The organism is Pseudomonas sp. AC112 (genome assembly GCF_979253545.1).
The window spans coordinates 3,696,818-3,709,669 of the sequence record NZ_CEEDCM010000001.1 but is presented as its reverse complement, the minus strand read 5'-3'; the positions used below and the strand labels follow the sequence as shown (position 1 = coordinate 3,709,669).

General features: G+C 59.5%; 13 protein-coding genes. 5 read left to right on the top strand and 8 right to left on the bottom strand.

Annotation, left to right across the window (positions count from 1 at the left end; all coding sequences use genetic code 11):
* Positions 1 to 951, bottom strand: coding sequence for a YihY/virulence factor BrkB family protein (locus tag AC0IYN_RS17130; RefSeq protein WP_034108996.1), 951 nt, complete (start codon positions 949 to 951; stop codon positions 1 to 3).
* Positions 952 to 1,121: 170 nt separating this feature from the next.
* A complete protein-coding gene (locus tag AC0IYN_RS17125; protein WP_122541624.1) occupies positions 1,122 to 1,307 on the bottom strand; it encodes a CsbD family protein in 186 nt (61 codons plus the stop codon).
* A gap of 200 nt (positions 1,308 to 1,507) precedes the next feature.
* Here AC0IYN_RS17125 and AC0IYN_RS17120 point away from each other — a divergent pair, with 200 nt between their 5' ends.
* Positions 1,508 to 1,885, top strand: coding sequence for a hypothetical protein (locus AC0IYN_RS17120; protein WP_471842349.1), 378 nt, complete (start codon positions 1,508 to 1,510; stop codon positions 1,883 to 1,885).
* A gap of 138 nt (positions 1,886 to 2,023) precedes the next feature.
* On the opposite strand, the gene fadD1 is transcribed toward AC0IYN_RS17120, so the two are convergent.
* A complete protein-coding gene (fadD1, locus tag AC0IYN_RS17115; protein ID WP_078049961.1) occupies positions 2,024 to 3,715 on the bottom strand; it encodes a long-chain-fatty-acid--CoA ligase FadD1 in 1,692 nt (563 codons plus the stop codon).
* 366 nt (positions 3,716 to 4,081) lie between these two features.
* Positions 4,082 to 5,770, bottom strand: coding sequence for a long-chain-fatty-acid--CoA ligase FadD2 (fadD2, locus tag AC0IYN_RS17110; RefSeq protein ID WP_406598775.1), 1,689 nt, complete (start codon positions 5,768 to 5,770; stop codon positions 4,082 to 4,084).
* Positions 5,771 to 5,992: 222 nt separating this feature from the next.
* Here fadD2 and AC0IYN_RS17105 point away from each other — a divergent pair, with 222 nt between their 5' ends.
* Both AC0IYN_RS17105 and AC0IYN_RS17100 read left to right on the top strand, forming a co-directional pair.
* Positions 5,993 to 6,937 (top strand): alpha/beta hydrolase, encoded by a 945-nt coding sequence (locus tag AC0IYN_RS17105; protein ID WP_406598774.1) that lies wholly within the window; start codon positions 5,993 to 5,995, stop codon positions 6,935 to 6,937.
* A gap of 69 nt (positions 6,938 to 7,006) precedes the next feature.
* Positions 7,007 to 7,477 carry a MaoC family dehydratase gene (locus AC0IYN_RS17100; RefSeq protein WP_010208208.1) on the top strand — a complete coding sequence of 157 codons (471 nt, stop codon included), beginning with the start codon at positions 7,007 to 7,009 and terminating at the stop codon, positions 7,475 to 7,477.
* A 56-nt stretch (positions 7,478 to 7,533) separates the two neighbouring features.
* On the opposite strand, the gene AC0IYN_RS17095 is transcribed toward AC0IYN_RS17100, so the two are convergent.
* A complete protein-coding gene (locus AC0IYN_RS17095; protein WP_406598773.1) occupies positions 7,534 to 8,001 on the bottom strand; it encodes a ferritin-like domain-containing protein in 468 nt (155 codons plus the stop codon).
* A 204-nt stretch (positions 8,002 to 8,205) separates the two neighbouring features.
* Between AC0IYN_RS17095 and AC0IYN_RS17090 the strand changes: the two genes are divergently transcribed.
* Both AC0IYN_RS17090 and AC0IYN_RS17085 read left to right on the top strand, forming a co-directional pair.
* A complete protein-coding gene (locus AC0IYN_RS17090; protein WP_003213031.1) occupies positions 8,206 to 8,442 on the top strand; it encodes a DUF3820 family protein in 237 nt (78 codons plus the stop codon).
* A 9-nt stretch (positions 8,443 to 8,451) separates the two neighbouring features.
* The gene (locus tag AC0IYN_RS17085) at positions 8,452 to 9,633 is read left to right on the top strand and encodes an aminotransferase class V-fold PLP-dependent enzyme (RefSeq protein ID WP_471842348.1); all 1,182 of its coding nucleotides are present in this window, start codon (positions 8,452 to 8,454) and stop codon (positions 9,631 to 9,633) included.
* Positions 9,634 to 9,816: 183 nt separating this feature from the next.
* On the opposite strand, the gene AC0IYN_RS17080 is transcribed toward AC0IYN_RS17085, so the two are convergent.
* From AC0IYN_RS17080 to zwf, 3 genes are read right to left on the bottom strand one after another with little or no spacing between them, the layout of a single operon-like run.
* Positions 9,817 to 10,482: a bifunctional 4-hydroxy-2-oxoglutarate aldolase/2-dehydro-3-deoxy-phosphogluconate aldolase gene (locus AC0IYN_RS17080; protein WP_026013852.1), complete on the bottom strand. Its 666-nt coding sequence runs from the start codon at positions 10,480 to 10,482 to the stop codon at positions 9,817 to 9,819.
* A gap of 17 nt (positions 10,483 to 10,499) precedes the next feature.
* Entirely contained in the window at positions 10,500 to 11,213 is a 714-nt protein-coding gene (pgl, locus tag AC0IYN_RS17075) for a 6-phosphogluconolactonase (RefSeq protein WP_406598771.1), read from the bottom strand.
* Positions 11,200 to 12,666 (bottom strand): glucose-6-phosphate dehydrogenase, encoded by a 1,467-nt coding sequence (zwf, locus tag AC0IYN_RS17070; RefSeq protein WP_025858439.1) that lies wholly within the window; start codon positions 12,664 to 12,666, stop codon positions 11,200 to 11,202. Before zwf ends, pgl begins: the two co-directional genes overlap by 14 nt.
* Positions 12,667 to 12,852: the final 186 nt, after the last annotated feature.

Here is a 12,852-nt window from a genome sequence, read left to right as displayed (position 1 = left end):
TCAGACTTCATCGGTAGTGGGCTTGGAGTGGTCCCGGCCAAGGCCTGAGACATGCTGTTTTTCATCGGTATGGCCCGGCTCTTCGAACTCTTTTTCGCCCGGGTCCTTGCCCTCGGCGGACATGTGTTCGATCACCGCGTTCATCTCCGCCCCAAGCAACAGCACGGCAGCGGAAATATAGAAATACAAGAGCAACACGATGATCGCGCCGATACTGCCATACATGGCGTTGTAGTCGGCAAAGGTTTTGACGTAGTAGCCAAAGCCCAGGGAGGCAACGATCCACACCACCACCGCCAGCACCGAGCCTGGGGTGATAAAGCGGAATTTCTGCTCGACGTCCGGCATCACGTAGTACATGAGGGCCACGGCGAACATCAGCAAAATCACGATCAAAGGCCAACGCAAGATGGTCCACAAGGTGACCACGAATTCCTGCATGCCGATCTGCCCGGCCAGCCATTCCATCACCTGCGGCCCGAGCACCATCAGCGCGGCAGCGGCCAGCAGCATGCCGGCGATGCCGACGGTGTAGAAAATCGACAGTGGGAAGCGCTTCCAGATAGGACGGCCTTCAACCACGTCGTAGGCCGCGTTCATCGCGCTCATCATCAAGCGCACGCCGGCAGAGGCCGTCCACAGTGCGATCACGATACCCACCGACAGCAGGCCACCCTTGGATTGCTGCAACTGGTCGATCACCGGGTTGACCTGCTCCAGGGCCTGGGGCGGCAACACCAGTTCCGATTGCATGCGCAGCCAGGTGAAGAAGTCCGGCAGATGCAGGAACCCGATCAGGGCAATCAAGAACAGCAGGAAGGGGAACAGCGAGAACAGCATCTGGTAGGCCAGTGCCGAAGCATAGGTGGGCATTTCGTCATCGACGAATTCCTTGACGGTGCGCACCAGCACTTTGTGCAGCTTGAGACCATCGAGAACCGGAAAAATCATAGCGTCTCCTTTCGCCGCAAAAAGGTTGAGTTCGTGGGCGACTCAGGGGCCGTTTTCTACATCAAGGTAGCCTATTTGGCGACCTCGAAACAATTTCGAAACTTTTATTCAGCGTCTGTGACACAAAAACGGCCATCCGTGGATGGCCGCTTGGTTGCGCACTGGCAGCCTTACTTGGTCGCTTTTTTTACCGCGTCCTTGGTGTCGCCTACCGCTTTCTGAACTTCGCCTTTCTTTTCCTGGACCACACCTTCAGCGCGCAGTTTGTCGTTGCCGGTGACTTTACCGACACCTTGCTTGATATTACCGACCGCCTCGTTTGCCACGCCTTTAGCCTTGTCAGATGTGCTGCTCATGGTATTTCTCCGAAAGAACAATCAAGGGTTTTGGGTCATTACGTAAAGATTGACCCGAGGCCGTTCAGCAGAGTTTCAATTATTTTGCCCACGCATTTCATCGCCGGCCGCAGGTTTGGCTTTATGTTTTGCCGCCAACCCCTGAGAATGCCCGGCACATTCAGGCTATAACGCTGAATAACAGATCCCGTAGGAAGGTTATGAAACTCAATAAAGCACAGGCCATCGCCCGCCGAAACACCGAACTGGGCGGTGCCGTACTCGGCGTCAACAACTGCCATTTCACCGACCTGGACCGCAAGCGCAACATCTGGTGGTTTGACCTGCGGGTGGGCCGTATTGCCGTGGGCCAGTACGAGTGGATCCACCTGTTGATGCACAACGCCGAGACCGACCAGTTGCTGCACCTGAAGGTGCCAACCGTGTTCCTGCGCGAGAAGCTCGAAGGCCTGGTGGTGCGCAATGCGGGCAAGCGCAAGCCGGAGATCACCCTGGAGCTGAGCGCGGACAAGGACTCGTTCCTCAAGGACGTCCGCCCTGCCGGCACCGGCGTCAGCTTCGCGCAGTTCGCCCTGTAGGATCTCCCCTTTTGCAGAAGCCCGGTTTGCCGGCGATGCGATCTCAAGGACGCCATCGCCGGCAAGCCGGCTCCTACAAGGGGATGCACTCCAATACAGGCAATAAAAAACCCCGCATCGGCGGGGTTTTTTATGGGGTTACTTTTTAAGACCGAGCTTCTTCAACTCTTCATCGCGCAATTCACGTCGCAGGATCTTGCCCACGTTGGTAGTCGGCAACGCATCGCGGAATTCTACGGCCTTGGGCACCTTGTAGGCGGTGACGTTGGCGCGCATGTGCTCCATCACCTGGTCCTTGGTCAGAGTGGCACCCGGCTTGACCACGATAAACAACTTGATGTGCTCACCGGACTTCTCATCCGGCACACCGATGGCCGCGCACTGCAGCACGCCTGGCAGGCCTGCCAGCACGTCTTCCAGCTCGTTCGGGTACACGTTGAAGCCCGAGACTAGGATCATGTCTTTCTTGCGATCGACAATGCGCATATAGCCGTCGGGCTGGATGATCGCGATGTCACCGGTCTTCAGCCAGCCTTCGCTGTCGAGCATTTCGTCGGTGGCGTCCTGGCGCTGCCAATAGCCTTTCATCACCTGCGGGCCCTTGACGCAGAGTTCGCCGGTTTCGCCCAGCGCCAGTTCGGTGCCGTCGTCGGCAATGACTTTGCACACCGTGGACGGTACCGGGATGCCGATGGTACCGATCTGGATGTGCTGGATCGGGTTCACAGTGGCCACCGGGCTGGTTTCGGTCATGCCGTAGCCTTCGCAGATGCCACACCCGGTCACGGCCTTCCAGCGCTCAGCGGCGGCCAATTGCAGGGCCATGCCGCCGGACAGGGTGACTTTCAGCGCGGAGAAGTCCAGCTTGCGGAACGCCTCGTTGTTGCACAGCGCCACGAACAGGGTGTTCAGGCCGACAAAGCCGCTGAACTTCCACTTCGACAGTTCCTTGACCATCGCCGGCAGGTCGCGCGGGTTGCTGATCAGGATGTTGTGATTGCCGATCAGCATCATCGCCATGCAATGAAAGGTGAACGCATAGATGTGGTACAGCGGCAGCGGGGTGATCAGGATCTCGCAACCTTCATTGAGGTTGGAGCCCATCAGCGCCTTGCACTGCAACATGTTGGCGACCAGGTTGCGGTGGGTGAGCATTGCGCCCTTCGCCACGCCAGTGGTGCCGCCGGTGTATTGCAGCACTGCCACATCACTGCTGGCCGGGCTCGCGTCGCTGACCGGTTGGCCATGCCCCTTGGCCAGCACGTCGTTGAACTTGATCGCCTTGGGCAAGTGATACGCCGGGACCATTTTCTTCACGTACTTGATGACGCTGTTGATCAGCAGACGCTTGAGCGGCGGCAACAGGTCGGCGACTTCGGTGACGATCACGTGCTTGACGGCGGTCTTGGGCACGACCTTTTCCGCCAGGTGCGCCATGTTGGCCAGGCACACCAGCGCCTTGGCGCCGGAGTCGTTGAATTGGTGTTCCATTTCCCGCGCGGTGTACAGCGGGTTGGTATTGACCACGATCAGGCCGGCACGGATGGCACCGAACACAGCGACCGGGTACTGGAGGACGTTGGGCAGTTGCACGGCGATGCGATCGCCAGGCTGCAGGTCGGTATGCTGTTGCAGGTACGCGGCGAAGGCGCCGGACAATTCGTACAGCTCACCGTAGGTGATGGTCTTGCCCAGGTTGCTGAAAGCCGGTTTGTTGGCGAAGCGCTGGCAGGACTGCTTCAGTACCGCCTGAATATTTGGATACTCGTCTGGATTGATTTCTGCAGCAATCCCGGCGGGGTACTTATCCTTCCAAAAGTCTTCGTTCATGGAAGCCCACTCCTCAGCGACGTCAGCGACGCGAATTCATCATCGCATTTGATGCGATTATTATTGGTGTATGTTTTTTTAGGTGAATCTGGCGCTTTCAAGCAGGCCGAGACGTCACAAAGCGCGCCGAGAGTAGCAGCTTTGCCAAAGGTCGCCTAGAGCCAAAGGAGGGCCCTGCGGTCATAAACGCGACTGTCCTACAATATTCGGTCACGGTTTAGACGAAGCCGAAATAACCCTGCAAAAGGCTCTGGAGCGGGCTTTACACCGATACAAATGTAGGAGCCGGCTTGCCGGCGATGGCGATCTCAGGGACGCCATCGCCGGCAAGCCGGCTCCTACAGTGTGTAGCATTTCAATTCGAGGTCAGGCGATGTCCCGCAGCTCCCGGCGCAAGATCTTGCCCACGGGCGTCATCGGCAACGACTCGCGCAACACGATATGTTTGGGCACCTTGTACCCGGTGAAGTTGGTCTTGCAGTACGCCTTCAACTCCTCAAGGCTCACCCCTTGCGCACGCGCCACCACGAACAGCTTCACCGCCTCCCCGGTGCGATCATCCGGCACGCCGATCACCGCGCAATTGGCCACGGCCGGGTGCGCCATCACCACGTCTTCGATCTCGTTGGGGTACACGTTGAAGCCCGAAACAATGATCAGGTCTTTCTTACGGTCGACAATGCGCACAAAACCATCGTCATCGATCACGGCGATGTCGCCTGTCTTGAGCCAGCCCTCGGCGTCCAGCGCTTCGGCCGTGGCGGCCGGTTGCTGCCAGTAGCCCTTCATCACCTGCGGGCCCTTGATACACAGCTCGCCGCGCTCGCCCAACGGCAGCTCGGCGCCATGGTCATCAATCACCTTCATCGCCGTCGCCGGTACGGGAATGCCCACGGTGCCCAGGCGGGATTTATTGCCGTAGGGGTTGGTGCTGGCCACCGGAGAGGTTTCCGTGAGGCCGTAGCCTTCGCCGATGGCGCAACCGGTGATCTGCTGCCAGCGCTCGGCAGTGGCCTTGATCAGTGCAGTGCCGCCGGAGTTGGTGAGCTTGAGGTGGGAGAAGTCGAGGGACTTGAAGTCAGGATGGTCCATCAACGCCACGAACAGCGTGTTGAGCCCCAGCAGCCCGGTGAAGCGCCACTTTTTCAGCTCCTTGATAAAGCCGCCGATGTCCCGTGGGTTGGTGATCAGCACGTTGTGGTTGCCAGAGACCATCATGCACATGCAGTTCGCCGTGAAGGCATAGATGTGATACAGCGGCAGTGGCGCAATCATCACCTCCTGCCCTTCCTTGATCAGCGGGTGGCCGTCATCGCCGGTCTGGGACATGCATGCACGCACCTGCTGCATGTTCGCCACCAGGTTGCCGTGGGTGAGCATCGCGCCCTTGGCCAAGCCGGTGGTGCCGCCGGTGTATTGCAGCACCGCGATATCGTCCAGGGTCACCGGGTGACGCGTGACGCCCAGGCCCGCGCCCATGTGCAAGGCACGCTTGAACGACACAGCGCGCGGAAGGCTGTAGGCCGGGACCATCTTTTTGACTTTGTCGACCAGGGTGTTGACCAGCCAGCCTTTGGCGGCAGGCATGAAGTCGCCCATCTTGGCTTCGATCAGGTAGTCGATCTCGGTGTCGCTGCACACCTCCTGCACCCGCGACCCGAACAGGTTGAGGTAGACCAGCGCACGCACGCCGGCGTCCTTGAACTGGTGGCGCATTTCGCGCGGGGTGTACAGCGGGTTGGTATTGACCACGATCAGCCCGGCGCGCAAGGCACCGAACACGGCAATCGGGTAATGCAGCACATTGGGCATCTGCACGGCGATGCGGTCGCCGGGCTTGAGGTCGGTGTGCTGCTGCAGGTAGCCGGCGAAGGCCGCGCTGTGGCGTTCCAGCTCGGCGTAGGTGAGGGTGATGCCCATGTTGCTGAATGCCGGACGGTCGGCAAAGGCCTTGCAGGAACGTTCGAAGACTTCGATCACCGACTTGTAGGCAGAGAGGTCGATGTCATTGGGAACGCCCGCCGCGCGTTTGTCATTCCAGAAATCAGGTTGCATTATTCTTGTCCTCTTACCTGAGTGTGTCCGGCCGCTGCAGGTGTAGAACCTCTACACCGATAAAAAGCGGAGCTTTGGGGACGTTAGCAGCTATGGCCAAACAGGCAAATACGGGAAAGAGCGTCATTAATTGCGTGAATCTTCCTACAAGGCCTTGCGCTGATCAGACGCTTCCCGTGGGATGAGCTATACACTGCAACGACCCTGAGCAAAGGAAGCGCCATGAACCACAGCACCTTCTGGCTGACCGCGAATGACCGCAGCCGCCTGTACGTCAATCAATGGATGCCCGACGGCCCGCCCAAGGCCCTGGTGATGCTGTCCCATGGCATGGCCGAGCACAGCGGGCGTTATGCACGCCTGGCCGACGCCTTGTGCGCCGCCGGCTACGGCCTGTACGCTCCGGACCAGCGTGGCCACGGCCGTACCGCCGACGAAGGCACCCTGGGCCTGTACGCCGAGAAGGACGGTTGGAACAAGGTGGTGGGCGACCTGGCGAGCCTCAATCAGCATATCGGCCAGCAACAGCCGGGGCTGCCGATCATTCTGCTGGGCCACAGCATGGGCAGCTATATCGCCCAGGCGTACTTGCTGCACCACAGCGCCAGCCTCAATGGCGCGATTCTCAGCGGTTCGAATTTCCAGCCGGTGGCCCTTTACCGCGCCGCACGGGTGATCGCCCGGGCCGAGCGCCTGCGCCAAGGTTTGCGTGGCCGCAGTGCGCTGATCGACTTCTTGTCGTTTGGATCGTTCAACAAAGCGTTTAAACCCAATCGCACTGCTTTTGACTGGCTCAGCCGCGATCCAGTGGAAGTCGACAAGTACATCAACGACCCGCTGTGCGGGTTCCGTTGCACCAATCAATTGTGGATCGACATGCTCGGCGGCTTGCAGCAAATCAGCAAAGCGTCCAATCTCGCCCAGATCGACCCAGGCCTGCCGATCCTGGTAATGGGCGGTGAATGTGATCCGGTCAGTGAGGGCAAGCGTCTCAAAAGCCTGGCCCACGCCCTGCGTGAAGCCGGCTGCCAGCACGTGCAATTGACGATTTACCCGCAGGCGCGCCACGAAGTGTTCAACGAAGCCAACCGTGACGAGGTCACAGGGGATGTGCTGGCGTGGCTGGATCAGGCCCTGACTTTGCGCAGGCCGGCCCGCTGCGAATAACTTTTCTTTTAAAATCAGCCGGTTAAAATCGGCTGATAATGACCGTTTAGCCACAGGATGCACCTTTAGATGACCCAGGTAACCAACACCCCGTACGAAGCCCTCGAAGTCGGCCAGACCGCCAGCTACAGCAAGTTGGTGGAAGAGCGCGATATCCAGCTGTTCGCCGCGATGTCCGGTGACCACAACCCGGTGCACCTGGATGCCGAGTACGCCAAGGCGACCATGTTCAAGGAGCGTATCGCCCACGGTATGTTCAGCGGCGCCCTGATCAGCGCGGCAGTGGCCTGCGAGCTTCCTGGGCCGGGCACGATCTATATCGGCCAGCAGATGAGCTTCCAGAAGCCGGTCAAGATCGGAGACACCCTGACCGTGCGCCTGGAAATCCTCGAAAAGCTGCCGAAGTTCCGCGTGCGCATCGCCACCCGTGTGTTCAACCAGCGCGATGAGCTGGTCGTGGACGGCGAAGCAGAGATCCTCGCGCCACGTAAGCAGCAGGTCGTGACCTTGACCGAGCTGCCACCGATCAGCATTGGTTGATCATCGCGCATAAAAAAAGCCCCGCATCTGCGGGGCTTTTTCCATTCAGCTACGGCTCAAGACTGAGCGCGAGCCTGGTTACGCAGGGCTTTCACCTGGTCATGGTTGCGTTGAGCGCCGCCGTACTGACGTTCAACCAAGTCACGGATACCCTGCAGGTTGTGCTTGTTGATCTTCTCGATCGCTTCCTTGTAAGCCTTCAGGGCATGGTCTTCACCGCGCTCGGCTTCGTTCAGCACAGCCTCTTCATCTTTACCGGTCACCAGCGACTTCACGTCGACCCAGCCACGGTGCAGGGCACCGGCAACGCTGCCGGACTCTTCCGGATCGCCACCCAGGGCGCGAACAGCAGTTTGCAGCTCGGCGGCTGCGGTGGCGCAATCGGCGGAGCGTTTTACGAACAGGGCTTTGAGCTCTGGATGCTTGATGTCTTCAGCACAAGTCGCGAAGCCTTTCTGGCCGTCTTTGCTGGTCTCGATCAGGTCGTTGAGTACGGAGATCGATTCTTTATTGATGTCAGTCATTTTTCAATTCCTTGTGCGGGTTAAGAAACGTGTATTAATGATTGCAGCGCCCGTGCCAGGTTTTGATAAACTTTTTTTCTTTGTATTTCAACTAGTTACGAATTATTGAACCATCTGTATGTACGTTATTTGCATGATCTGTCATTTGGCCTTCATGCAGAATGCCTGTATTTTCGAAGACCTCGCCTCTACCGCTAGAAGCTCATGAACCCGGAAAAACTCGAATTGCTGATCACCCGCGAAATGCCCTTCGGCAAATACAAGGGTCGGATCATCGCCGACCTGCCCGGCCCCTACCTCAATTGGTTCGCCCGTGAAGGTTTCCCCCACGGCGAACTGGGCGGTTTGCTGGCCTTGATGCAGGAAATCGACCACAACGGTTTATCCGAACTGCTGGAACCGCTGCGCGCCAAACATGGCAAACCCGCCCCTCGCCATTAAGAGCCCTCTATGCCACGGAATGCAGACAACGAACTTCACTGGCAGGCCATCGCTGAGCGCTATGCCCTGGAACCCGGCCCGATCAATCTGGAAAACGGCTACTTCGGCCGCATGAGCCGGGCGGTGCAAACGCACTACTTGGAGCAGGTCGCGTTTATCAACCGCAGTAACTCACTGTATGTGCGCCAGACGTTCGAGCAAGGCGAGAATATCGAGATTCGCCGGCAACTGGCCGAACTGATGGATGTCGACCCCGAATCGGTGGCCTTTACCCGAAACGCCACCGAAGCCTTGCAGTCACTGATCCGCAACTACAACCGCCTGCAACCGGGCGACCAAGTGTTGATCAGCGACCTGGAATACGACACGGTGAAGGGCGCCATGCGTTGGCTGGCGGGCTACCGTGGCGTGGAGGTGATCGAACTGTCCCATAGTCACCCGGCCAGTTTCGACAGCCTGGTGCAGACATATCGCGACGCGTTCGTCCAGTACCCGCGCCTCAAGCTGATGGCGCTGACCCATGTCACCCACCGCACCGGCCTGGTGATGCCCGTGGAAGCCATCGCCCAGGCGGCGCGTGAACATGGCGTGGACGTAATTCTCGACGGTGCCCACGCCTTGGGCCAGATGGAATTCAACCTGGCCGCGCTGGGTATCCAGTTCGCCGGTTTCAACCTGCACAAGTGGATCGGCGCGCCGCTGACCCTGGGCTTCCTGTACATCGCCCCGGAGCGCCTGGCCGATATCGACCCGGACATGGGCGAGTTCCACTACCCCACCACCGATGTCCGTGCCCGTACACCCTACAGCACGCCGAATTTCCCGGCGCTGATGACCTTGCCATTGGTCTTACAAGAGCATCGGCAACTGGGCGGCGCGGCGGCCAAGGGTGCGCGGGTGAACTACCTGCGCGACCTGTGGGTGAGCCAGGTGCGGACATTGCCGGGTATCGAGGTGCTGACGCCAGACGATCCGCGGCTGTATTGCGGGATCACCGCGTTCAAGTTCAGCGGGCGCGACCAGCAGGTGATGGTGGACAGGCTGCTCCGGGACTACAACCTGTTCACCACCACGCGCACCGGCGCGGCGTTTGGAACCTGTATCCGTGTAACGCCGGGGCTGCTGACGTCGGCAGCGGACATCAATGTCTTGGTTAAAGCCATTACCGAACTGAACACCCATACCTTGTAGGAGCCCGGCTTGCCGGCGATGAGGACCGCAAGACTTGCACCTACCTCGATGGCGCCATCGCCGGCAAGCCGGGCTCCTACAGGTTGTGTTGCACTTTTCTGCAGGCAAAAAAAAGCGGTACACCGACCAAGTGCACCGCAAAAATGCCGTTAAGCACAGCAACAACGATTCAGTAAAAGCAGATCAATCCAGCAGTGCCAGCGCCTGCGCAGTGACTTCCTGGATGCGGGCCCAGTCGCCGTTCTTGACCCACTCAGGGTCGAGCATCCAGCTACCGCCCACGCACATCACGTTTTTCAACGCCATGTAGTTTTTGATGTTGGCCGGGCCGACGCCGCCGGTCGGGCAGAATTTCACTTCGCCGAACGGGCCGCCCAGGGCCTTGATTGCAGCCACGCCACCGCTGACTTCGGCCGGGAACAGCTTGAAGCGGCGATAGCCCAGGCCATAGCCTTCCATGATGCCCGAGGCATTGCTGATGCCTGGCAGCAGCGGGATCGGGCTGTGCACCGAGGCTTCCAGCAGGTCGCGGGTAATGCCAGGGGTGACGATGAACTGCGAACCGGCCACTTCGGCGGCTTCAAGCATGTGGCGGTCGAGCACGGTGCCGGCACCGGTGCACAATTCAGGGCGTTGCTCGCGCAGGACCTGAATGGCCTTGAGGCCGAACTCGGAACGCAGGGTCACTTCCAATGCGGTCAAACCACCGGCTGCCAGGGCATCGGCCAGCGGCAGGATGTCCTGTTCGCGGGCGATGGTGATCACCGGCAGGATCCGCGCCTTGGCGCAGAGGCTGTCGATCAAGGCAACTTTATCCGCCATGGACACGGTCGGTTGAGGGCTTTTCATAGCGGCTGATCCTTGGCTCATGGGCACCAGTAAATCTCTAATGTAGGTTGCAAAAACGCGCGGATCGGCATGGCAGCAACATCGTCACTGGCCAGCGCGGCGCTCAAGGTAGTCAATTTCGAACTGCCGGAAATCGACAGCACGGTGTAGTTCGCCGTGGCCAACAACGCGCGACTCATGGTCAGGCGCTGGTGCGGCACGGTTGGCGCCAGCATCGGCCAGCAACGGCGGGTGCCGTCGGCCTTGAGTGCTTCGCTCAGGTTCGGGCTATTGGGGAACAACGACGCGGTATGACCGTCATCGCCCATGCCCAGGACCAGCACATCAATGGCTGGCAATTCGGCCAGCAGGCGATCGGCCTGCTCGGCAGCATCTTCGAGGTTGGCGGCAGCGCTGTACAGGCTCAGGAACTTGGCCTTGGCCGCCGGGCCTTGCAGCAGGTGCTGCTTCAACAGGCCAGCATTGCTGTCGGCGTGTTCCACCGGCACCCAACGCTCGTCGGCCAGGGTGATGGTGACCTTGGACCAATCCAGGCCCTGCTTGGCCAGCTGCTGGAAAAACGCCACGGGGCTACGGCCACCGGACACCACCAGGGTCGCTTCGCCACGGGCACTGATGGCCGTGCGCAACTGCTCGGCCACGTCATTGGCCAGCCCTTCCGCCAACAGCACCGGGGTGCGGTACTCATGGGGAGTGACGCCCTGGGGCAGTTTCAATTCAGATATCGCCATACCACGACCTCCCATCCCGCGTGATCAGTGCAATCGAGCTCATCGGCCCCCAGGAACCCGCCGCGTACGGCTTGGGCGCATCACCGGATTTTTTCCACCCGGCGATCAACTGGTCACACCACTTCCACGCGGCTTCGATTTCATCTTTGCGAACAAACAGGTTCTGATTGCCGCGCATCACTTCCAACAACAACCGCTCGTAGGCATCCGGGATCCGGGCGCTGCGATAGGTGTCGGAAAAATTCAGTTGCAGCGGACCGCTGCGCAGTTGCATGCCCTTGTCCAGGCCCTGCTCCTTGGTCATCACGCGCAAGGAAATACCTTCGTCCGGCTGCAGGCGGATGATCAGTTTGTTGCTGATCTGCAGGCGCTGCTCGGGAGCGAAGATGTAGTGGGACGGTTCCTTGAAGTGAATGACAATCTGCGACAGCTTCTGCGGCATGCGCTTGCCGGTGCGCAGATAGAACGGCACTCCGGCCCAACGCCAGTTGCGGATATCGGCACGCAGGGCGACGAAGGTCTCGGTGTCGCTCTGGGTGTTGGAATTCTCTTCCTCCAGGTACCCCGGCACCGGCTTGCCGGCGCTGTAGCCAGCGATGTACTGGCCGCGCACCACTTGGGTGGTCAGGCCGTCCGGGCTGATCGGCGCCAGGGCCTTGAGCACCTTGACCTTCTCGTCGCGGATGCTGTCGGCGGACAGGTCGGCCGGCGGGTCCATGGCGATCAGGCACAGCAGCTGCAGCAAGTGGTTCTGGATCATGTCGCGCAGTTGGCCGGCCTTGTCGAAATAGCCCCAACGGCCTTCGATACCGACCTGCTCGGCCACGGTGATCTCCACATGGGAGATGTAATTCTGGTTCCACTGGGTTTCGAACAGGCTGTTGGCGAAACGCAGGGCGATCAGGTTCTGGACGGTCTCTTTGCCCAGGTAGTGGTCGATGCGGTAGGTGCGGTTCTCCGGAAAGAACTGCGCCACGGCGTCGTTGACCTTGCGCGAGGACTCCAGGTCCGAACCGATGGGCTTTTCCAGCACCACGCGGGTGTTTTCCGCCAGGCCGACCTTGGACAGGTTCTCGCAAATCGCGCCGTACACCGCCGCCGGGGTGGCGAAGTAGGCGATCAAACGTTGTTCGGTGCCGGCGATTTCCGCCAGGGCCACGTAATCATCGGCTTTCATGAAGTCGACGTGAACATAGGTCAGCCGCGCCAGGAAACGCTGGGCGATGGTTTCGTCCAGTTCCTTGCCGACGTATTTACGCAGTTCTTTTTCAATGTGCGCCAGGTGCTGTTGCTCGGAACCGGCTTCACGGGCCAGGGCCAGGATGCGCGTGTCGTCGTGCAGGAGCGCGGCGCCATCGAGTTGATAGAGGGCAGGAAATAACTTGCGCAGCGCCAGATCACCCAAGGCGCCAAACAGGGCAAAGGTGCAGGGTTCTACGGTTATCGAAGGCATGATGTTTGTTCTTTTATCAAGTTAAGCTACAAATACCTTTTTTCAAGGCATCACTCAAGGAAAAATGTAGTAATAACCACAACATTTTCCCGAAATACGCATTCCGAGTGGTGGTGTTCAGCTACCCTCAGTAGGATAGGCCACCGCAAAAGACCACTCATCGATTGGTTGCCACCTTTTATTTGC